The following is a 21,217-nucleotide window of genomic DNA, read 5'->3' on the forward strand; positions in this document are numbered from 1 at the left end:
TATGATATATATTATATTATAGCCCTTTACATTATGCGGTTTACAGCCTCTTGTTCATGCAATTAGCAAGCCAAATCAATTAAGTTTTGTTCAATGATATTCAATTTTGCTTCGGCATCAGCTCTTTTCCGTTGCTCAATTTCAATAACCTCGGGCTTAGCGTTGCTCATAAAGCGCTCATTACCAAGCTTTGCATTTACCGATTTCAGAAACCCTAAAAGGTATTCTTTCTCTTTTCCAAGCCTGGCACACTCAGCAACAGGGTCAAGGTTTTGGCTTAAGGGAATAAAAAACTCATCAGTTGACGCAATAAAATTAACTGCCCCTATAACCTTATCATCAACCTCGCTAAACTGGCTTATATTACCCAACTTGGATATAATAGCCTGGTATTGCTGATAATTTACGCCTGAATTTGATTTATAGGATAGCTCAAGCGCCTCCTTAGGTGAAATTTGTTTTGTGTTACGAATATTCCTGATTTGTGTAAGAACAATTTGAACGATCTCTACTTCGCTAATTAGCTGAGTATTTATTTCCCCAATGTTTGGCAATTGGGCAACAATACAACAATCTTTTTCGGCACGTTCTCCAAGTAATTCATCATGCCAAAGCTCTTCTGTAAGGAAAGGCATAAAAGGGTGCAGCACCTTTAAAATATTTTCAAAATACTGAACGGTAATAGTATACGTAACTTTATCAATAGGCTGCAGGTAAACAGGCTTTATCATTTCAAGATACCAGGCACAGAAATCATCCCAAACCAGCTTGTAGGTAGCCATCAACGCCTCTGATAAGCGGTACTGTGCAAAGTTATCTTCTATCTCGCCAAGGGCCTGGTTAAATCTGCTGCCAAACCATTCAATAGCTATCTCGTTTGGATTTGCCAGGCTTGCATCAACCTCCCAACCTTTTATCAGTTTAAAGGCGTTCCAAATTTTATTGGCAAAATTACGGCCCTGCTCGCAATAGCTTACATCAAACATCAAATCGTTACCTGCAGGCGAGCAAAGCAGCATACCTACCCTTACACCGTCGGCACCGTATTGTTCAATAAGATCAAGCGGATCTGGCGAGTTGCCTAATGATTTTGACATCTTGCGGCCCAGCTTATCACGCACAATACCGGTTAGGTAAACGTTTTTAAACGGAGCCTGTCCCCTAAACTCGTGCCCGGCCATAATCATCCTGGCTACCCAAAAAAACAAGATCTCGGGAGCTGTTACCAGATCATTAGTTGGATAATAATAGTTGATATCGGCATTTTCAGGATCTTTAAATCCGTTAAATACAGATATTGGCCATAACCATGAAGAGAACCAGGTATCAACAACATCGGGGTCTTGAGCTAGGTCCTGAATAGTAAGCTGTGGGTTTTTAGTTTTAAGCTTTGCCTCTTCTAAAGCTTCTTCAATATTTTTAGCAATAACAAATTCGCCGTTTGGCAAATACCATGCAGGTATTTGTTGTCCCCACCATAACTGCCGGCTAATATTCCAGTCCCTAACGTTCTCCATCCAATGGCGGTAGGTGTTTATAAACTTTTCAGGAATCAGCTTTACCTCGCCATTTAATACATAATCAAGGGCAGGCTTAGCCATTTCGCTCATTTTGCAAAACCATTGCATGGATAGTTTTGGCTCAATCACCGCATCGGTACGTTCAGAAAAACCAATTTGCGATTTGTAATCCTCTACCTTTGTTAAAGCACCGGCTTCATCCAACAGTACAGCAATTTTTTTACGCGCCGCAAAACGATCCTCGCCCACCAATATTTGTGCTTTCTCGTTCAGCGTACCATCATCATTTAAAATATCAATAACCGGCAGGTTGTGTTTTTGCCCAAGTTCATAATCATTCAAATCATGCGCAGGTGTAACCTTTAAACAGCCTGTACCAAAATCCATGGTAACATACTCATCCAAAATAACCGGAATTTCGCGGTTAATCAACGGGATAAATACACTTTTGCCATGCAAATGCAAATACCGCTCATCATTAGGGTTGATACAGATAGCCGCGTCAGCCATAATGGTTTCCGGGCGGGTAGTGGCAATGGTTAAATAGTTGGAATTAGTATCAAGTATCAAGTCGTTAGTATCAAGACCGGAATTCTTGGTTTCTGTACTTGATACTTGATACTCTATACTTGATACCGGCTCACCCGCAACCGAGTACTTTATATAATAAAGCTTCTGATTAACCTCTTTCCTGATTACCTCCTCATCGCTCACCGCGGTTTTTCCCTGCGGATCCCAATTCACCATGCGTACACCGCGGTAAATTAGCCCCTTTTTATGTAAGTGGATAAAAGTATCTATCACGGCTTCGGATAAGTCCTCGTCCATGGTAAATTTGGTACGGTCCCAATCGCAGGATGCACCTAATTTTTTAAGTTGTTCAAGGATGATACCGCCGTATTTTTCCTTCCACTCCCAGGCATAAGCCAAAAATTCGGGGCGCGTAAGGTCTTTTTTGCTAATGCCGCGTTCTTTAAGCATGGCAACAACCTTTGCTTCAGTAGCAATACTGGCGTGGTCGGTTCCGGGTACCCAGCAGGCGTTTTTCCCCTTCATACGGGCACGGCGCACCAATACATCCTGTATGGTATTGTTCAACATATGGCCCATATGCAAGACCCCGGTAACATTTGGCGGCGGAATGACTATTGTATAGGGCTCGCGCTCATCGGGCACCGACTTAAAAAAATCGTGCTTTAACCAGTAACTGTACCATTTATCCTCGGTTTCTTTAGGCAAATATGTTTTAGAAATACTCATAACGCGCAAAAATAAGCAAATGTATGAATAGTTGCAGGGCTTTTTTGGTTCGGTTTGCGGGAATCTGGATCAGGAGGTAGAGTATGTTGCCTGAGGCTGATTAACCGCCCAATATTTCAAACTTATTTTCTCAAAACCCACGGCTCTAAAACTATAAATCTTAACAGGCCACCCGTAACCCGCTTCCCGCAACCAACGTTTCATCACAATATTTTTACATTTAAAAAGTTATTATATAAAATAAAGCACTAACAAGCATGAAATCAATGCATATACATCGCTTCTGGGTTGACATTTTAAAAAGATCAAAGCTGGATTTTGTAATAAACTGGTTCAATCGTTAAACGGCCACCCCTGCCGGTTGTAGGTTTTATTAGTTTTCATTAACCTTAATTTTTAAGAAATTAAAGTTCTGTACTTTGTACTATTAGGGTATTGATCCCATCGGCACGTCTTTGCTATTGAAGGCAATAAATCTCCGAACGTAGCCGAATTCTCGGAATTAAGGAATTAAGCCTGCATTATCCTAATTCATATAGTATTATATTTTACTGATCACACCGGCTTCAAAATCCCATCTTAAAGAGTATCTTGTACTAAGACGGGTGTACGCAGTTACGGATGAACTTAATGTATTGAACAGCTTCATATCAGAAATGCAAAAAGAGGTTCAATTAAAAAAAGATATAACTTTTTGAAATACAATCACTTACAACAATAATATTTCTAAAACAGCATAATCCGGATTCTGAACATATATAGCTGAAATCAGAACACCCGCTTTGCCCAAACTTTACAACCTTCAAACATTTCCGCATTACAACATCTCACTCAAACTCCTATCTTTGCAGCTGATATGATTATCCAGCAATTCTACGATAAAGGGTTGGCGCATGCATCTTACGCCGTGATCCGTTCAGGTAAAATGATCGTTATTGATCCGGCGCGTAACCCGCAGCCTTATTATGATTTCGCGGCCCAGCATGATGCCGATCTTGTGGGCGTTATTGAAACTCATCCCCATGCGGATTTTGTCAGCTCGCACCTCGAAATACATAAAGCTACCAATGCTGTTATCTATTGCAGTAAGCTAACCGCTGCAACATATCCGCACGAAACCTTTGATGATGGTGATGTTATCCAGCTAAATGATATTAAGCTAAAAGCCATTAATACACCCGGGCATTCGCCAGATTCCATCTGTATTTTGCTGGAAGACGAAAAAGGTAAAGAAACCGCCATTTTCACAGGTGATACCCTGTTTGTTGGTGACGTTGGCCGTCCCGACTTGCGCGAAAACGTTGGCAACATTACCGCAAAAAAAGAAGAACTGGCCGGGCAAATGTACCAAAGCACCCGCCAAAAATTGATGATACTGCCAAAACAAGTTGTGGTTTACCCTGCGCATGGCCCTGGTTCACTGTGCGGCAAAAATATGAGTCCTGATCTGCAAAGCACTATCGGTCGCGAGCTGCTTAAAAACTATGCCCTGCAATTGATGGATGAGGTTACTTTTGTTAAAACCCTCACTACTGATCAACCATTTGTGCCTAAGTATTTTGAGTACGATGTGGAGCTTAATAAAAACGGTGCGCCAGCGTTTCAGCAAAGCGTGGATAGTATCGCAAAAATCGATGCCGATATTCAACTAACTGAAGGCGTCACTATAATTGACAGTCGCCCCAAAAAAGCATTCAGAGTAGCTCACCTAAAAGGTGCTATCAACCTACAGGATGGGGAAAAATTTGAAACCTGGTTAGGATCAATCCTTAAGCCAACTGAAAAATTTTACCTGATAGCAGAAGATGAAGCTACCGCCGACATATTAATTAAAAAGGCGGCAAAAATAGGGTATGAAAGCAATATTATTGCAACACTTCAATACCCTCAAAACACAGCCGAAAAATTGGACGATCTGCATTTGGAAGATTTTAAAGCTAATCCTGAAAACTACACCATTGTGGATGTTCGCAACCAGAGTGAGGTAAGTGAAAGCAAGGCATTTAAAACAGCCATTAACATTCCCCTGCCTGAACTACGTGAACGCGTTGCTGAGATCCCAACTGATAAACCTATTGTTATCCACTGTGCTGCCGGATATCGTTCTGCAGCAGCAACCAGTATTGTGGCAGCCCAAATATATACCGTACCAGTTTATGATTTGAGCGAACAAATAGCTGAGTTTTTAGTTCATTGATAATGGTTCATGAGCCACTTTTTCATGGTCCGGGCTTTCTTCGCTAAAAACCATGATTAATAATGAACAACTAATTTTTCTACCATGAGCCACGAACTAACCATAGTCACCACTGCAGATGGTTCAAAAACCATTTACAATGCCCAGGTTGGCGAACTTTACCACTCGCGTAATGGAGCCTTACAGGAGAGTCAACATGTATTTGTCAATTCTGGCCTAAGCTATTTTTTAGCTGATACTGGTGTAAATGAAGTGAGCATCCTTGAGGTAGGCTTTGGCACAGGTTTAAACTTTTTATTAAGTGCCGATTTGTGTATTGCTAAAAAGATCCAACTTAATTATACCGGCATTGAGGCCTATCCGCTAACGTCTCAAATGATGGCGCAAACAGGGTACTATGAATATACCTCGCCACAACTATGGCAAACTTACCTGGAGAAATATCCTGAAGCGTTACAGACCAAAGTTAACCTTGTTAATTATATCCAGCTTAATATTGCCAGTGTAACACTCCTGAATTTTAAGGTTGATGAAAAGTATGACATCATTTATTTTGATGCCTTTGCAGCTTCCCGCCAGCCAGAAATGTGGGAAGAAGAAGCTATAAACCATGTGATAAACTTTTTAAAGCCGGGAGGTGTATTTGTTACTTACGCCATAACCGGCAACCTTAAACGAATGCTGAAAGCCCTTGGTTTAAAAATAGAAAAAGCCCCGGGCGCCGCCGGAAAAAGGGAAATGCTCAGGGCTGTTAAACCTAACGCTTAGGTAAGTCTATTCTTTAAAAAATTTTGTCATTTAATGTTGGTTTACATAAACCTGAAACCAACATTAAACTTTAAGGTAAAACCATTATTTGCAGGTAATTCACGATAGGCTGCAAACTGCCCCTGCGCAAAATTGCTCTTGGTAGCGTAAATAATTGGACCACCACAAAGCGTAAACGCAAAGCGCGAACCTGATGGCGCGTAATTTACAGATGGCCCCACCAATAACCGGGCGCCGCCTTCTGCCTCATTGCTTTCCCAAAAACCTTCCAGGTCCTGCCCTACTGCTTCAACTCCGGCAAAAAACTGACCGCTGATGTGGCGATGTAGTCCGATACTTGTAATAATGTCAAGTCCATCCCGCCTGGCATCAAAAGCTTTTTCCAACCGAACGTTTGCCCCAACTTTCCAGGAAGTAACATCATAAGCAGCTGTTATGCGGCTAAATGCTACATTATCATTATTAAACTCATGCCTGAAACCTAAACCGGCACCAATTCTAAATCCCATGGGTTGATTTCCACCAATAAAATCACGTAACAACTCGGCCTGTTGCAAGGTATGCACACCACCATTGTTACTAAAACCAGTACCTAAAGTTGCCAGGAAGGTAAACTTCTGACCCAAATACCCTTTAACAGAAATGTTTTGATCTACGCCATCAAACCCAATTGGGGTAACCGTGTGTTCACCATAGCCGCCAGAATAGTTTACACTCCAGTTTCTGCCCGAAGGATTTAAGGTATTAATGGTATACAAAAAAGGCTGTGGTTGTTCTAATGAGCTGCTTTGCTCGGTTGTTTTCATCAATTGCTGTGCACCGCAAAAATTAGTAAGCAAAAATAAAAAACACATAGTCAGGTAAAAATTCTTCATCATAGTTAGGATTTTAAAGTTTGCTAATAAAGTTAAATAATATTAGCTTTAAATTAATAGTGTGATAAGTTTGCATTAAAGATGTTATCCTACATTTGCAGTATTATATTACTTACGTACATCTTATGCCTCTAAAAGCTCCCGAAACTGCCCCCACTTCCACCATCGCATTTCAACGTTTACTTATTATTATGGACGATCTCAGGGCCAATTGCCCATGGGATAAAAAGCAAACGCTTGAAAGCCTCAGACACCTTACTATCGAAGAAACCTACGAGTTAAGCGACGCCATTTTGGGCGATGACATGCAGGAGATAAAAAAAGAGCTTGGCGATATTATGCTGCACCTGGTTTTCTATGCTAAAATAGCTTCAGAAACTAATGATTTTACCATTACAGATGTGCTAAACAGTGTTTGCGACAAACTGATTAACCGTCACCCACATATTTATGGTGATGTTGAAGTACAGAACGAGGAGGATGTAAAACGTAACTGGGAGCAAATTAAGCTTAAAGAGGGTAACAAATCTGTTTTGGGTGGGGTACCGTCTTCATTACCTGCATTGGTAAAAGCATCGCGCATACAGGAAAAAGCACGGGGCGTAGGTTTTGATTGGGAGGAAAAAAACCAGGTTTGGGCCAAAGTGGAAGAAGAAATGCAGGAGTTTAAAAACGAATTTAATGCCGAAGACGAAACCACCATTGACCATGAAAAGGCCGAAGGCGAATTTGGCGATCTGCTATTTTCACTCATTAACTATGCACGCTTTATCAATATAAATCCAGAGAATGCATTGGAGAAAACAAATCAAAAATTCATCAAACGCTTTCAATACCTGGAGCTTAAGGCCAAAGAAAACGGCAAGCACCTGCAGGATATGAGCCTTGCCGAAATGGATGTTTTTTGGAATGAAGCAAAAAAACTTTAAGAATATGATAACCCATTGTAGCGTTTTGGTTATAAATAACGTAATAGCAGTTAAATAACAAAGATTATGAAACGAAATTTATTCTATTTACTACCATTATTGTTAACATTAGGTGTAGCTTGTTCACCAAAATCAGATCCAATTGTAATCCCTACCCCTACCGGAACTTTTAATGGTTTGTTTAGATTATTAACCAAAAACTCAACTACCGGTAAATATGATACATTGAAAGATACCATCATTTTAAAAATGAACGCTTCTTTCCATTTTGCAGTAGTGGCCGATACTACAGTAAAACATGCCGGCAGCCACGGAACATTTGCTTTTGATAGTAATTATATTCAATTTAACGATAGCACTTTTAAAGCATCAGCGCCACGTACAAAAAACCACTTAGTTGGTGTTTACCAGTATCTTTATGATGGTAAAAACTTTAAAATGTTACGTGCAAGTTCGTCAATCAATCCGGATACTATAGGCAGGTATGATCTTGTAAAATCAGCAAATTAATTATTGTTTATAACTGAACAGCCATCGCTTAAAATACGGCGATGGCTGTTTTAAATGTTACAAGCCTTTTGTTAATGTCAACAGTTAGCCATAACTGTTAACATTACTTCGATCGATAAAAAATCTTTTTTTTATTTGTATCAATAATGTTATCTACTGCGTAATAACATTAAAACCAACACTATATTTAAGCGGAATTAAACACACTTAATGCATCCACCCAAGCGCATTACTGAAGAAGAGATCATCAGCCAATGCAAAAAAGGCAGCCTTAAATACCAGGAAATGCTGTACAAGCAGTTTTATGGCTACGCTATGGGTATAAGCTTACGCTACAGCCTTAATCGTGATGATGCGTTAGAAGCCGTAAATGATGCTTTTATAAAAGTGTTTAATGCAGTACATAATTATAATACCGATAAACCCTTTAAAGCCTGGTTACGCACAATTGTGGTAAACACGGCAATAGATCGACGTCGCAAAGATCTTAAATTCCAGTTAAATATTGATTTGGATAATGCCGCGCCAATTAGCAGTAATGTAAGTACGGTTGATAATTTGAATGCACAGGATATATTAAAATTGATGAATGAGCTGCCTGCTATACAGCTCACCATATTCAATATGTATGAAATAGATGGTTATAATCATGATGAAATTGGCAATATGTTAGCTATCCCGGCAAGCTCATCGCGCGTTTACCTGAGCCGGGCTAAAGAACGATTAAGAAAAATAATAACGCAAGAGGCACAAAACCATGGATGATAAGTGGGATAACGACTTAAGTGACCGCATCAGGGAGGTGTTTGATAATTACGAAGACACCACCGCTGATGAAGGCTGGCTGCTACTCAGGGAAAGATTCCCTGTGAAGGAGAAGAAGCGCCCCGTGGTTTGGCTATGGCGGGCAAGCGCTGCAGCGGGCTTACTGTTATTTTTAGGTATAGGTATTTGGATGATGGGCAAAAAACAGCCTGCCAATACCATAGCTGTGCAGCCATTAAAGCATCAGGCACAACCGCATAAAGTTGCACCTGCTGATACTTCAGCCCAATTAGCAACAAATACACCTGTTACCATAAAAAGCAATCCTGCCGATACAATAACATCAACACCGGGCAGCATTGCTAACAATAGTTATGCATCTAATAAAAAAACCGCAGGCCATAATACCGGGGTTTCTGCAGTTACAAAAACACAAAATATTATTGCCAATATCAATCAATCAAATACAGGTCAATCAAAAAAAGCGGCTGTAACCGCACCAATTACTAACCCTTCTTTAGTAATTACAAATAGCGGCATCAATGATCAACTTATAGCCACACAACCTGCAAAAAAGCAAAATTCAAACTCAATTCCACCCGTAAAAGGGCCAGATAGTGTTAAAACAATTGCACCAGCAACTGATGCGCAATACGCCGTTAATGCCCCTGCAAATACGGCAATAATTACAACGCCTGTTGCCAAATCAAATAATGCCAATCAACAGCCAACCCGTGTTAAACCTTCATCGGCCAGTGCCATGGACAAAATGCTTGCAGCCGACGATTCCAGGGCTCCAAAAGCTAAAGATATGGTTGATGATAAAAAAGTAAAATTCGGTATTTATGCCGCTACTTTTTTCAACTATGCCAAAGGCAGTGCTAACCAGGTAAACGCAGGAGCAGGTTTTACATCTGATATAAAGCTTAGCAAAAACCTTAAACTTTCAACCGGCGTAGCTCTGGCACAAAATACCTTAAGATATAATACCGCTACCCCGCCCAACAACAACGCGGCCCGTGCGGTAACCTTTGCAGTAACAGCTCAGGATAACATGCTGGTACCTGCTGCAGCTTTCCCGGTATTTAAAAATTACAATGCCAATTTAGTTGGGCTTGATGTGCCGATAAACATTAAATATGAGTTTAACCCACAAAAAAGCGATGCTTATATTTCGGCGGGTTTAAGTTCTGGTACGTTTATCAATGAGGCTTATACCACAAGCTATGCTTTGCCCGCTTCTTCTTCGTCGTTTGCAAATTCAGCACAACAAACAACGCAGGAAACAAGTCACCAAAGCTTCAACGGTTTCTATTTTGCTAAAACATTGAATGTATCCTTTGGTATAGGTACACCTTTGGGTAAAAGTAACCGGTTAATAATTGAGCCATTTTTAAAATACCCGCTTGATGGATTAGGGTCGCAACAGATAAAGTTTGGAGCAGGCGGCTTAAACTTGAAACTGAATTTTTCAACATCAAAAAAATAAAGAAACGGCTACTTATTTAACGGGGGTTTGTACTTATCTCACATCATTATTTACATAAAACTTGAGTTGTCGGTACAAGCTAATTCCGGGCGGTTTTATTGGGGTGATAAATCAGCAATGGAAATTAATAAAGTCAGCTTTGACTATTGTGGCAGGAAGCCTTTTGTACATGGCGTATTGAGGAGCTTAGACGGTAGTCACCGAATCACTAAACCTATTTAAACCTGATAGCCTTTACCGGCGAAATTTTACTCACCAGCATTGACGGTACAATAAGCACAAGCAAGCATATTACCAGCGTGCCTAAATTTAACAGCAAAATATCTGATAAACTAAATTGCACCGGTACAAAAGTCATGTAATAGGACGCCTCATCGAGTTTAAAAAAATGAGTTTGCTGCTGAAAATAGCCCAGACCCACCCCCAATATATTCCCTAACAATAATCCCAACCCTATCAGGTAAGTGGCATTAAATAAAAACACCTTTTGAATGTTCCAGTTGGTTGCGCCCATGGCCTTAAACATGCCTATCATTGCCGTGCGCTCTAATATCATAATCAGCAGGGCCGATATCATGTTGATCACTGCTACAATAACCATCAATACCAGCATCACTACCGAGTTAACATCCAGTAAATTAAGCCATTCAAATATGGTTGGGTAATCCTCCATCACGGTGCGCGATTTCAGTTTTATAGGCAGTATATCGTCCAGCTTATTTGCAGCATAATTCACCTGGTCAAAATCGGTTATTCTCAACTCGTACTGCCCTATCTCACCCGGTTTCCAGTCGTTAAGGCGATTAATTAGTGATAAAGCACCAATGACAAAGGTTTTATCTACCTCCTCCACTCCGATGCTAAAAATGCCTTTTATTTTAAACTGGCGTTTGCGCAATGGATTCTGAACAAAATACATTAGTAGCTTATCGCCCACCTTTAATTTTAAACGGTTAGCTGTTTGCTGCGAAAGCATAATTTCCTTTTGAGCTTCAACAGAATCTTTAAAGTCGATCACATCGCCGGCAACCGTCATCTTTTTAAAGTAGCTAAAGTCATAAGTTTTATCAACTCCCTTCAGTACTACCCCTTCAATTTCATTATTAGCTTTAATAATTCCGGGCTTGGTAGCGGTCGGCATTACGCGTGTAACCAGTGGGCTTTTAAGGGCACGTTTTACAAAATCACTATCATAAGTAATGGGCGAACTATCGTATGAACTGTTCAGATCAAATTTTATCACACGGATATCCCCGGCAAAGCCGCGAACTTTTTCGCGAATCTCGTGTTTAAATCCTTTTACAATGGCCAATGATAATATCATCACGCCCAAACCAAGCATAATGCCAATGATGGCTATCCGTACAATCAGCTTTGAAAATGTACGCTTTGACTTGAATGTTATGCGGGCTGATATAAAGGAGGCGAAACTCAATGCAGGATGATTTTTAGTACCTTCGCAAATATGCGGTTTTGCTATTAAACCTGCTACTTTTTAAATTGTTTCAATACAATATATTATGAAAATCATTCCTGTTTTTTTACAAAGTGCTTTAATAGTTGCCCTCAGTGTACATGCGGCCTGTAGCAATCCGGCTATCAACACCAGTAAAATATCCAAAGGAGGAAAAACCAATAAAAAAATTATCACAGAAATAATTACAGGTGCCGATCAAATTCCGCTGTATATTGACTATCTTAAGGGAAAAAATATTGGGATGGTTGTTAATCAAACTTCAATTATCGGCAAAACCTCTACACCCAGTGTTGATAGTTTATTAAAACTTGGCATCAGCATCAAAAAAGTATTTGGGCCCGAGCATGGTTTTCGGGGCAATGCAAGCAACGGCGCCGTAGTTACTGATGCCGTAGATCCCAAAACCGGTTTGCCGGTAATATCGTTATATGGCAATAAGCATTACAAACCCACAGCCGATGACCTGAAAGGTATCGATCTGATGATATTTGACATTCAGGATGTTGGCGTAAGATTTTATACCTATATATCAACCCTGCACTATGTAATGGAGGGTTGCGCCGAAAACAATGTTGAGCTGATGATATTGGATAGACCCAACCCGAACGGCCATCTTATTGACGGCCCTATATTGGATACCGCCTATCGCTCCTTTGTTGGGATGCACCCCATCCCCATAAGCCATGGCATGACTATAGGTGAATATGCAAAAATGATAAACGGAGAAGGCTGGTTAAAAAATGGCGTGAAATGCAAGCTGAAAATTATAAAAGTGGCCAATTACAAGCATAACTTACCCTATAAATTACCGGTAAGCCCATCGCCAAATTTAAATACCGATCAGTCAATTTTATTTTATCCAAGTATTTGTTTATTTGAAGGCACAACCTTCAGCCTGGGCAGGGGTACTTATTTCCCTTTCCTGGTGTTAGGGCATCCGCTGTTAAAAGGGATATATACCTATAGCTTTACACCACTAAGTATACCTGGTATGAGCGAAAATCCCCCACAAAAGGATAAGCAATGTTTTGGTATTGATTTAAAGAATTACAGTGCTGACAAGATCAGGAACATGGGGCATATCAACCTTGCATGGTTAATAGAGCTTTACAAAGCTTTCCCGGATAAAGGCCACTTTTTTAATGCCTACTTTACAAAACTGGCAGGCAATACTACCCTCCAAAAGCAAATTACCGATGGTAAAACAGAGGATGAGATCCGGAGCAGCTGGCAGCCCGGATTAGAGGAATTTAAACGCACGCGGAATAAGTACTTATTGTACGAATAACAGAAGACGCAAATAAAATAAAAGATCAACATGAGAATTGTATTTATGGGTACCCCCGAGTTTGCCGTTGCATCTTTGGATGCCTTGATAAAAGCAGGTTGCGATATAGTAGGTGTTGTTACTGCACCTGATAAACCTGCGGGCCGGGGACAAAAACTCTCCGAATCGGCAGTGAAGCAATACGCGGTGGCCAACGAGTTGAAAGTATTACAACCCGAAAAGCTAAAAAACCCGGAGTTTTTAGCTGAGCTTAAAGCACTTCACGCTGATTTGCAGGTAGTAGTTGCGTTCCGTATGTTGCCAGAAGTGGTCTGGACCATGCCCACCAAAGGCACCATTAACCTGCATGCTTCATTGTTACCTCAATACCGGGGGGCCGCGCCTATAAACTGGGTGCTCATCAATGGCGAAAAAGAAAGTGGCGCAACCACTTTTTTCCTGAAACATGATATTGATACCGGTGATGTATTATTTACCGAAAAAATAACGCTTACCGGTCATGAATCTGCCGGGGACCTGCATGATCGCCTGATGAACAAAGGCGCTGGCTTGCTTGTGAAAACTGTAAAAGCCGTTGAAAGCGGCCGTTACAATGAGCATCCACAGGTAAACTTGCTAACAGGTGAAGAATTGAAACATGCCCCTAAAATTTTTAAAGAAGACTGCCTCATTGACTGGAACCAACCTGCGCTAAACATATACAACAAAATTCGCGGACTAAGTCCTATCCCTACCGCGTATACTAATCTGCATGGTAAAGTTTTAAAAGTATATGCTTCGGAGTTATTGGCAGATCAACCTGCCGTACAACCCGGTGATTTACTTACGGATAACAAAACATACCTTAAGTTTGCGGCAAAAGATGGCTTTATCAGCGTAAAAGATGTGCAGTTGGAAGGCAAAAAAAGAATGGGTATTGAAGATTTTTTAAGGGGGATGAAACTATAGCTGATTATTTCCCCGCCTTTTAAAACTTTATTAGGTTATCACATGCAGAGCACTCTCTATGATAGGGTTTTACTCTCCTGAGTAAGGGGTATACCGGATTTCGCATCCACCACAATCTTGTTCCCCATCCTTACCTTGATATCCGAACCTACAGCAAAAAAAGCTGATACAGGTTCTTTCTCCAGGTAAGGTTTAAATGCTTCGCCATAAAGGCCTGCTATATCGGCGTCAAAAACATAATCTTTTACCTTGCCGGTTTGCCATGATACATGCTCAACCTGGTACTCGGTTGTACTATTGCTATTCAGCTTGTTGTATCCCCAATAGTGCTCAAAAATAAACTCTTCGGCGCTTTCGGGGGTAATGTCCCGCAATTCGTTACTGGCTGTAGCACCAAGTTTGTTCCATTTGCCTTGAAACTTCCACTCGTATAAATACCGGGTATGGTTATCGGCTATTTGTGTAATGGAACTGCGCATAGGCATGGCGCTATAATGTTCTTTGTATAAATTATTGGCAATAAACGCTATTATTGGCTTGGGCACAATTTCACTTACAAAAACAGCCCCGCGTTTCCATGCTGTACCATCAAAATGTTTTACGTAGAAACGCAGGTTTACTTCCTCGAAATTTGCATGCCAGGGCCATTTGATGCCAAGTACTTTAGTATCCAGGAACATAAAGCCCACCATACTTACCAGGGCTTTGCCCTGCCACAGGTCAAGTTCCGTTCCGGGTGGTAAATAGGCATCTAAAACTTTGGCATCAACCTCGTAATTAAGCATTACAAGATTTTTCCACTGCGCTTTTAAAAATTGAAGCTTCGCCATAGTTGTGAATGGTAATAGAGAGAAGTGAATGGTTAAATAGTAAGTTGCATAGCCGATGCAGAATAATGTGCAAAACAGCAGAAGGCCATTCACCTCTCACTACTTACTACCTATTTCTTATAATACTTCATTGCCTCAGGTATCAAATTTTGAATATTTGCGATACGGGTAGCATCTGCCGGGTGAGTACTCAATAACTCGGGAGGCGATCCGCCTTTGTTTTGCGCGGCCATCCGTTGCCAGAAAGCTATCGCGTTGTGAGGATCATAACCAGCCATAGCCATAAAAGTTAAGCCTAGACGATCTGCTTCTGATTCCTGGTTACGCGAATATTTTAACAATACCAGTTGCCCGCCTACACCATAAAGTTGGCCAATAATGGCTTGGGTAGTGCTCGACTGGCTACTTGTAGCAGCACCCACAGCCGCGCCGCCAAGCTGTGCCGCCTGTTGCTGAGAGATTCTTTCAGCGGCATGCCTTGCAATGGCGTGGCCAATTTCGTGGCCCATAACAACTGCCAGGTAAGCATCGGTATTGGCTACAGGTAATAAGCCACTGTAAACAGCTACTTTACCGCCGGGCATACACCAGGCATTTACCTCGCTGCTTTGTATCAGGTTAAATTCCCATTGAAAATTATATTGATCGCCGTAACCGTTATCTTTTAAATAACGCTCAATAGCAACTGCCAGGTTGTTGCCAATGCGTTTTATGCGCTGGGCATCATTACCCGTTTCTACCACTTTGGTTTTAGGGTCAGACAGTAATTGTTTATAACTGGCGGCGGCAGATTGATTTACTTCGGCGTCGCCAACCAAACTTAATTGCCTACGGCCGGTAAGTGGCACAGTTGAACAGGAAGACAGGGCAATGATCATAATCATTGCTAATACAGGTTTGAACTTTTTCATGGTGATCAGGCAGCTTTTTTCTTTAAAAAATTAACTTTCGACTCGGTGCCCTTTAATAAGCGTTCTATATTTTTTTGGTGTGTTACCAATATCAGCATGCATATACACATTCCATAAATTACAACCGACCTGATTGAGGTAGGAAAAACAAACGAAACCCCGATAGGGTAGGTAAACGCTGCGGCAATTGAGCTTAGCGATACATACTTTGTAATTAGTAACACCACCACAAATACCAATACACATAATAAAGCGGCATGCAAGTTAATAGCCAAAATCATTCCAAAAAGTGTGGCAACGCCTTTGCCGCCCCTAAAACCGGCAAATATTGGAAACAAATGCCCCATAACAGCGGCTACCCCTAAGGCAAGCGCGTAATTCATGTAGGAGGAAGAATTATAGGCACCCGTAGTAGAAACGCCTATAAAAAAAGCAAGGTTGGTGGCTGTCCACCCCTTTAAAATATCAAGCAGCATTACAGGAATCCCCGCTTGTTTGCCTAAAACCCTGAAGGTGTTGGTTGCGCCGGCATTACCGCTTCCATATTCCCTTACGTCAATATCGTAAAATGCAAGCCCTATCCAAACAGCAGTTGGTATAGACCCGCAGAGATAGGCCAGGATGAGCGCCGAAACTGAGTATACGTTGATCATTTCCCTGCAATATTACTAAATTGATGTGGTACTAAAACTTTAATCATAATTTGAACGCTATGCGTTAAATTCCAAATTTTAATAGCTAAACCTAATGCTAAGTACTAAAAAACAGGATACAGAATAAATTTACTTTACAGCCTTTAAACTAAGGTCGAGGCTTTTTACCGAATGCGTTAGCGCGCCAACAGATATATAATCAACTCCACAATCCGCGTACTCGCGTATATTATCAATTGTTATACCACCAGATGCTTCTGTTATAAACCGCCCATTAATGATATTAACTGCCTGCCTTAGTTCGGTGAAGTTAAAGTTGTCTAACAAGATACGGTTTATGTTGCCGGTTTGCAAAACCTGTTCCAATTCTTCCAGGTTTCGTACTTCAATTTCAATGGCCAGCTTTTTATTATTGTCGGCAAGGTATTGATTAGCACTCTCAATGGCCTGCCTTATACCACCGGCATAGTCAACATGATTGTCTTTTATCAAAATCATATCGTACAGGCCAAACCGATGATTTACGCCGCCGCCTATTTTTACCGCCCATTTCTCAAGGTATCTTAAACCAGGAGTTGTTTTGCGCGTATCTAAAACTTTTGTATTGGTAGTTTTTAGCAGGTTTACTATTTCCCGGGTTTTTGTAGCAATTCCAGACATTCTCTGCATACAATTCAAGACCAGGCGTTCGGCCTTTAAAATATTCTGTACATCACCTTCAACTTCAAAGGCAACATCTTTATACTTAACTGTGGCGCCATCCTGCAAAAAAACGGTGAGCTTAAGCCCGGGATCAATAACGTTAAAAATTTCGGCAGCGAGTTCAACACCAGCTAAAATGCCATCATCTTTTACCAAAAGCTTTGCCTTACCCACGGTACCGGCCGGAATAGTTGATAACGAGGTATGATCACCATCGCCAACATCTTCTTTTAAAGCATTAATTATAAATTGGTCTATTAGTTCCTTATCCAAGCGTATTACTTTTAAGGCTCAAAAGTAATGATTTTTTTGATGTACGGATTTTTGATGTGCAGATTTCAAATGCGCAGGTGTGCAGATTATTTTTTATTTTTTGCCTGAACCCTCAATTTATCAAACTAAGAACATTAAAGATCATGGACAGGCAGAGTTCTATAAATTAATCTGCACACTTGAAATCTGCATATTGCACATCTATCTTTTCATCTGCACATCTGTAATTTGCACATCTGCACATCTATTTTCTATCTGTCCATCTATTTTACCTTTTCATTCTCAATTCTAAAATCAACAATATTCATCGTACCACCCTGATCTTTAAGAGTAAAGGCTACGCGATATTCCTGTTTATCGGTAGTAGTTAAAATATACACCCCAAGATGAAAGCTGGCGCTGGAGTTTATTTTATGAAGGAGTTTGATACTTAGCGGTTTATTTTTGGAGAAAAATGTATTCAGTATTTGTATGGCCTGGTCTTTGGAGTAGGTATTTTCATTCTCCATAATTACCAAATCTACATTAGCTGCAAATAATTTACCCAACTCTTTAGTATTGCCCTGCTTTACAAGGTTGGCTACATTATCCAAAGGATCGGCCAAAACCGCATGAGGGATTAGAAGCAAAAAGATTAACGATGACAGGCAAAATAACTTCATAATATAGATACGTTATAAAACAACTTAATGTTACATTTTGCAAAAAATCAGGAAACAAACACCATATTGGATGACGTTACCCTATAACTGTTTTTACCATTAATTATTACCTTAATAATCAACCATCTGTAAGTATAAATCTAAATTCAAAATTTATATCCATAAGTTGAGTGTTGCATTTATATTTGCAATGTGGAAAATCAAAAAAAACTCGCATTAATTATCCTCGATGGCTGGGGTTATGGCCGTAATGATCAGTCGAACGCTATAGTTGCAGCCAACACTCCTTTTGTTGATTCAATGCTGCAAAAATACCCAAACTCTAAACTGGAAGCATCCGGAAGCGCTGTAGGTTTACCTGCCGGGCAAATGGGCAACTCAGAAGTTGGGCACATGAACTTAGGCGCTGGCCGGGTAGTTTACCAGGAACTGGGCCGCATCCATAAAGCAGTTGATGATAATGAGCTGCCAACCATCCCGGTATTAAAAGATGCCTTTGAATATGCCAAACAAAACAATAAAGATGTTCACTTTATTGGATTAGTTTCTGATGGAGGAGTTCATTCGCACATCAGGCATGTGAAGGGATTATGTGATGCCGCCAGGCAATTGGATGTGAATAATGTGTTTATCCATGCTTTTTTAGATGGCCGCGATACCGATCCAAAATCTGGTTTAAGTTTTGTTACCGAACTGGAACAGCATATAGAAGGTACATCTGCAAAAATTGCAACAGCCATTGGCCGCTATTATGCTATGGACCGCGATAACCGCTGGGAGCGCGTTAAACTGGCTTATGACCTTATGGTTAAAGGCGACGGCGAGGCAACTCAACATATTACCGATCTTATCAAAAAATCATACGAAGATGGTGTTACCGATGAGTTCATCAAACCTATTGTTAGGGTTGATGCCGATGGTAAACCGCTGGCTGTTATAAAAGATGGTGATGTGGTTATATGTTTCAATTTCCGTACAGACAGGGGCCGCGAGATCAGCCTTGCATTAACACAAAAATCTTTCCCTGAATATAACCTTCACCCATTGAATATCCGTTACATCACTATGGTTCCGTATGATGAAACGTTTAAAAATGTACAGGTGGTTTTCAACAAGGAAGATTTAACCAAAACCCTGGGCGAGATACTGCAAAATGCAGGCAAAACCCAAATAAGAATAGCCGAAACTGAAAAATATCCGCACGTTACCTTCTTTTTCTCTGGCGGGCGCGAACGCGAGTTTGATAACGAAAAACGTTTGCTGGTGCCATCACCAAAAGTGGCTACTTATGACTTGCAGCCAGAAATGAGCGCAGCCGGGATCCGCGATGCTATCATCCCGGAATTGGAAAGCGGCTGGCCTGATTTTGTTTGTTTAAACTTTGCCAATACCGATATGGTTGGTCATACAGGTGTTTTCAGCGCGGTTGTAAAAGCTGCCGAAACCGCTGATAGCTGTACAAAAGCCGTTGTTGAGGCTGGCTTGGCAAATGGCTACTCTTTCATCATCATAGCCGACCATGGAAATGCCGATTATATGATTAACGAGGATGGCTCGCCAAACACAGCGCACACTACCAACCTGGTACCGTGTATTGTAATAGATAAAGATGTTACCCATGTTAATGATGGCAAACTTGGTGATATTGCACCAACAATTTTAAGCATACTGGGTGTAGCTATACCTGCGGAAATGACAGGAAATGTATTGGTGTAAACTAAAATCAATACCCTTAGCTGCTTTGTTGAGCAGTACTTTGCTTTTATCCGGCTTGCAATCATGCATGCCGGATAAAACGCAACCAAACGGCACTTTAAAATATTTTGACGTATCCGGATATTTTAAAGCAGATACCGCAAGACTCAAAAAACTTAACCCCCAAGTTGATAAAACAGTAATACACAACGACGTAACCGAGCGCAAAGCTGTGTATATTCCCAACTGGGGGCAAGAACTAAACCTGTTCATCCAGTCGGACATTAACAGGCCAGCCTGGAAAAACAGTTATTCAGTTTTAAATACCGATTCTTTGATCATTTATACAGCCAAAACGCCAGACCTGCGCACTGTTAAAATCATGATCAGAAAAGATAAGAATAAGGTGAAGTGGATATTGATATTTAACCATACCAAAAACCTGCTTTACGAAACAAGAGAAAAACTCAGTTATTTTCCAGATTCGGTTTACCAGATCGAAAAATCGCAGCATGTGAAGTTGATGGGAAAGAATCTTTATAAGATAAAGGGGATTCTGAAACATTAAGGATCTGCATCCTTTATCCCTTCCTAAAAAAATATTAATGCCTTGCTACAGCTGTAGAAGTTGCCTGGCCAAGTCTATCTTTTGCCTGGTCAATAAGTACCGCAATATCGTTTCTGCCCGGGTTGTTGTTCAAGATCTTTTCAAGATCGGCAATAGAGGCTCTCAGCGAGTTAATGCCGCGGCTTTTATCGTAAAAACGGGAGTTTGTTTGTAGTTTAAATAAACCATAATCGCGATAGGCTATACCTCTGTTCTGGTAATATTTACTATCACTGGGGTCATTATTGATTGATATGGCCTTTGTCAGATCAACTATAGCCCCCAATAAATACAATTCTTTATCAGCATCTTTGGTTTGGTTATCCTTACCCAAATAACTTTTGGCCCGGGCCCTGTAGTAATAAGCGGTGGCATCAGCCGGCTTTATGGCAATTACACGCGTATAAGCAGTAATTGATTTTTTATAGTTATCGCTGTGATAATATGAATAGCCCAGCATCCACAAAGCGTTGGCATTGGTTGAGTCGGTAATGCAGGCCTTTTCAAGATGCGTAACCGCCGATCTGAAATCGCCATCCATCACAGCTTGCTGCCCCATTTTTACATAGGCATTTTGGGCCAATGTTGTTTCAATGGATGACAGTAGCAGGAAGGGTAATATAACCGAAAGCCTCATCAATGGATTAATGGTGAACAAAATTGTATATCATTAACTAACTTTACATCAAAATATTATGCCAAAATCTTCAATTTTTAAAAAAGATTTGTCGGCGTAAACATCCGCAAAGCTATACTATGACTTTTTTTCATCTTTATCAACAAAATTTGAGTTATTTAAAAAATAGCCCGTAAATTTGCAATAAACACTAAATCAAACCATTACAAAGCCAAATTGAT

General features: G+C 40.6%; 19 protein-coding genes. 10 read left to right on the plus strand and 9 right to left on the minus strand.

Translation table 11 applies throughout. The features are described from left to right. Window positions 1–62 precede the first annotated feature (62 nt). On the minus strand, window positions 63–2,780 hold the full coding sequence (locus AC1D0K_RS09595; protein WP_477392841.1) for a valine--tRNA ligase: 2,718 nt from the start codon (window positions 2,778–2,780) through the stop codon (window positions 63–65). Between the two features lie 856 nt (window positions 2,781–3,636). On the opposite strand from AC1D0K_RS09595, the gene AC1D0K_RS09600 reads away from it, so the two are divergent. Together AC1D0K_RS09600 and mnmC2 are read left to right on the plus strand one after the other, a co-directional pair. Further along, window positions 3,637–4,977: an MBL fold metallo-hydrolase gene (locus AC1D0K_RS09600; RefSeq protein ID WP_477392840.1), complete on the plus strand. Its 1,341-nt coding sequence runs from the start codon at window positions 3,637–3,639 to the stop codon at window positions 4,975–4,977. An 84-nt stretch (window positions 4,978–5,061) separates the two neighbouring features. Then, window positions 5,062–5,745 carry a tRNA (5-methylaminomethyl-2-thiouridine)(34)-methyltransferase MnmC2 gene (gene mnmC2 / locus AC1D0K_RS09605; RefSeq protein ID WP_477392838.1) on the plus strand — a complete coding sequence of 228 codons (684 nt, stop codon included), beginning with the start codon at window positions 5,062–5,064 and terminating at the stop codon, window positions 5,743–5,745. Window positions 5,746–5,786: 41 nt separating this feature from the next. Here mnmC2 and AC1D0K_RS09610 read toward each other — a convergent pair whose 3' ends face one another. Next, on the minus strand, window positions 5,787–6,623 hold the full coding sequence (locus AC1D0K_RS09610) for a hypothetical protein (RefSeq protein ID WP_477392836.1): 837 nt from the start codon (window positions 6,621–6,623) through the stop codon (window positions 5,787–5,789). 122 nt (window positions 6,624–6,745) lie between these two features. On the opposite strand from AC1D0K_RS09610, the gene mazG reads away from it, so the two are divergent. The 4 genes from mazG to AC1D0K_RS09630 all read left to right on the plus strand — a co-directional run bounded on the left by mazG (window position 6,746) and on the right by AC1D0K_RS09630 (window position 10,313). Continuing rightward, complete coding sequence (gene mazG / locus AC1D0K_RS09615; protein ID WP_295720862.1) at window positions 6,746–7,549, plus strand: nucleoside triphosphate pyrophosphohydrolase; 804 nt, start codon at window positions 6,746–6,748, stop codon at window positions 7,547–7,549. Window positions 7,550–7,615: 66 nt separating this feature from the next. Next, window positions 7,616–8,059: a hypothetical protein gene (locus AC1D0K_RS09620; RefSeq protein ID WP_295720863.1), complete on the plus strand. Its 444-nt coding sequence runs from the start codon at window positions 7,616–7,618 to the stop codon at window positions 8,057–8,059. A 210-nt stretch (window positions 8,060–8,269) separates the two neighbouring features. After that, window positions 8,270–8,824 carry an RNA polymerase sigma factor gene (locus AC1D0K_RS09625; protein ID WP_477392834.1) on the plus strand — a complete coding sequence of 185 codons (555 nt, stop codon included), beginning with the start codon at window positions 8,270–8,272 and terminating at the stop codon, window positions 8,822–8,824. Beyond that, complete coding sequence (locus AC1D0K_RS09630) at window positions 8,817–10,313, plus strand: hypothetical protein (protein ID WP_477392832.1); 1,497 nt, start codon at window positions 8,817–8,819, stop codon at window positions 10,311–10,313. The genes AC1D0K_RS09625 and AC1D0K_RS09630 overlap by 8 nt, the downstream gene beginning before the upstream one ends. Window positions 10,314–10,527: 214 nt before the next feature. On the opposite strand, the gene AC1D0K_RS09635 is transcribed toward AC1D0K_RS09630, so the two are convergent. Then, window positions 10,528–11,748 carry an ABC transporter permease gene (locus tag AC1D0K_RS09635; RefSeq protein ID WP_477392830.1) on the minus strand — a complete coding sequence of 407 codons (1,221 nt, stop codon included), beginning with the start codon at window positions 11,746–11,748 and terminating at the stop codon, window positions 10,528–10,530. Window positions 11,749–11,833: 85 nt separating this feature from the next. On the opposite strand from AC1D0K_RS09635, the gene AC1D0K_RS09640 reads away from it, so the two are divergent. Continuing rightward, window positions 11,834–13,078 carry an exo-beta-N-acetylmuramidase NamZ family protein gene (locus tag AC1D0K_RS09640; protein ID WP_477441967.1) on the plus strand — a complete coding sequence of 415 codons (1,245 nt, stop codon included), beginning with the start codon at window positions 11,834–11,836 and terminating at the stop codon, window positions 13,076–13,078. Between the two features lie 30 nt (window positions 13,079–13,108). Continuing rightward, on the plus strand, window positions 13,109–14,026 hold the full coding sequence (fmt, locus tag AC1D0K_RS09645; protein WP_477392826.1) for a methionyl-tRNA formyltransferase: 918 nt from the start codon (window positions 13,109–13,111) through the stop codon (window positions 14,024–14,026). A gap of 56 nt (window positions 14,027–14,082) precedes the next feature. Here the strand turns inward: fmt and AC1D0K_RS09650 are convergent, their stop codons facing one another. From AC1D0K_RS09650 to AC1D0K_RS09670, 5 genes are all read right to left on the minus strand, one after another. After that, window positions 14,083–14,856, minus strand: a complete 774-nt coding sequence (locus tag AC1D0K_RS09650; RefSeq protein ID WP_477392824.1) for a YqjF family protein — start codon at window positions 14,854–14,856, stop codon at window positions 14,083–14,085. A 110-nt stretch (window positions 14,857–14,966) separates the two neighbouring features. Next, window positions 14,967–15,767 (minus strand): M48 family metallopeptidase, encoded by an 801-nt coding sequence (locus AC1D0K_RS09655; RefSeq protein ID WP_477392822.1) that lies wholly within the window; start codon window positions 15,765–15,767, stop codon window positions 14,967–14,969. 5 nt (window positions 15,768–15,772) lie between these two features. Next, window positions 15,773–16,420: a glycerol-3-phosphate 1-O-acyltransferase PlsY gene (plsY, locus tag AC1D0K_RS09660; RefSeq protein ID WP_477392820.1), complete on the minus strand. Its 648-nt coding sequence runs from the start codon at window positions 16,418–16,420 to the stop codon at window positions 15,773–15,775. 129 nt (window positions 16,421–16,549) lie between these two features. Next, window positions 16,550–17,395 (minus strand): carboxylating nicotinate-nucleotide diphosphorylase, encoded by an 846-nt coding sequence (gene nadC, locus AC1D0K_RS09665; protein WP_295720872.1) that lies wholly within the window; start codon window positions 17,393–17,395, stop codon window positions 16,550–16,552. 263 nt (window positions 17,396–17,658) lie between these two features. Next, window positions 17,659–18,057, minus strand: a complete 399-nt coding sequence (locus AC1D0K_RS09670) for a DUF4783 domain-containing protein (protein WP_477392818.1) — start codon at window positions 18,055–18,057, stop codon at window positions 17,659–17,661. A gap of 192 nt (window positions 18,058–18,249) precedes the next feature. Here AC1D0K_RS09670 and gpmI point away from each other — a divergent pair, with 192 nt between their 5' ends. Both gpmI and AC1D0K_RS09680 read left to right on the plus strand, forming a co-directional pair. Then, window positions 18,250–19,773: a 2,3-bisphosphoglycerate-independent phosphoglycerate mutase gene (gpmI, locus tag AC1D0K_RS09675; protein ID WP_477392816.1), complete on the plus strand. Its 1,524-nt coding sequence runs from the start codon at window positions 18,250–18,252 to the stop codon at window positions 19,771–19,773. A 67-nt stretch (window positions 19,774–19,840) separates the two neighbouring features. Beyond that, window positions 19,841–20,320 carry a hypothetical protein gene (locus AC1D0K_RS09680; protein WP_477392814.1) on the plus strand — a complete coding sequence of 160 codons (480 nt, stop codon included), beginning with the start codon at window positions 19,841–19,843 and terminating at the stop codon, window positions 20,318–20,320. Window positions 20,321–20,354: 34 nt separating this feature from the next. On the opposite strand, the gene AC1D0K_RS09685 is transcribed toward AC1D0K_RS09680, so the two are convergent. Then, complete coding sequence (locus AC1D0K_RS09685; protein WP_295720876.1) at window positions 20,355–20,996, minus strand: tetratricopeptide repeat protein; 642 nt, start codon at window positions 20,994–20,996, stop codon at window positions 20,355–20,357. Window positions 20,997–21,217: the final 221 nt, after the last annotated feature.

The organism is Mucilaginibacter sp. P1_A3 (assembly GCF_056406855.1).

What these genes read in the sequence shown, in the direction of transcription:
- AC1D0K_RS09595 (WP_477392841.1), bottom strand. Translation starts at nt 2,780, where the DNA reads ATGAGTATTTCTAAAACATATTTGCCTAAAGAAACCGAGGATAAATGG.
- AC1D0K_RS09600 (WP_477392840.1), top strand. Translation starts at nt 3,637, where the DNA reads ATGATTATCCAGCAATTCTACGATAAAGGGTTGGCGCATGCATCTTAC.
- mnmC2 (WP_477392838.1), top strand. Translation starts at nt 5,062, where the DNA reads ATGAGCCACGAACTAACCATAGTCACCACTGCAGATGGTTCAAAAACC.
- AC1D0K_RS09610 (WP_477392836.1), bottom strand. Translation starts at nt 6,623, where the DNA reads ATGATGAAGAATTTTTACCTGACTATGTGTTTTTTATTTTTGCTTACT.
- mazG (WP_295720862.1), top strand. Translation starts at nt 6,746, where the DNA reads ATGCCTCTAAAAGCTCCCGAAACTGCCCCCACTTCCACCATCGCATTT.
- AC1D0K_RS09620 (WP_295720863.1), top strand. Translation starts at nt 7,616, where the DNA reads ATGAAACGAAATTTATTCTATTTACTACCATTATTGTTAACATTAGGT.
- AC1D0K_RS09625 (WP_477392834.1), top strand. Translation starts at nt 8,270, where the DNA reads ATGCATCCACCCAAGCGCATTACTGAAGAAGAGATCATCAGCCAATGC.
- AC1D0K_RS09630 (WP_477392832.1), top strand. Translation starts at nt 8,817, where the DNA reads ATGGATGATAAGTGGGATAACGACTTAAGTGACCGCATCAGGGAGGTG.
- AC1D0K_RS09640 (WP_477441967.1), top strand. Translation starts at nt 11,834, where the DNA reads ATGAAAATCATTCCTGTTTTTTTACAAAGTGCTTTAATAGTTGCCCTC.
- fmt (WP_477392826.1), top strand. Translation starts at nt 13,109, where the DNA reads ATGAGAATTGTATTTATGGGTACCCCCGAGTTTGCCGTTGCATCTTTG.
- AC1D0K_RS09650 (WP_477392824.1), bottom strand. Translation starts at nt 14,856, where the DNA reads ATGGCGAAGCTTCAATTTTTAAAAGCGCAGTGGAAAAATCTTGTAATG.
- AC1D0K_RS09655 (WP_477392822.1), bottom strand. Translation starts at nt 15,767, where the DNA reads ATGAAAAAGTTCAAACCTGTATTAGCAATGATTATGATCATTGCCCTG.
- plsY (WP_477392820.1), bottom strand. Translation starts at nt 16,420, where the DNA reads ATGATCAACGTATACTCAGTTTCGGCGCTCATCCTGGCCTATCTCTGC.
- AC1D0K_RS09670 (WP_477392818.1), bottom strand. Translation starts at nt 18,057, where the DNA reads ATGAAGTTATTTTGCCTGTCATCGTTAATCTTTTTGCTTCTAATCCCT.
- AC1D0K_RS09680 (WP_477392814.1), top strand. Translation starts at nt 19,841, where the DNA reads ATGCCGGATAAAACGCAACCAAACGGCACTTTAAAATATTTTGACGTA.
- AC1D0K_RS09685 (WP_295720876.1), bottom strand. Translation starts at nt 20,996, where the DNA reads ATGAGGCTTTCGGTTATATTACCCTTCCTGCTACTGTCATCCATTGAA.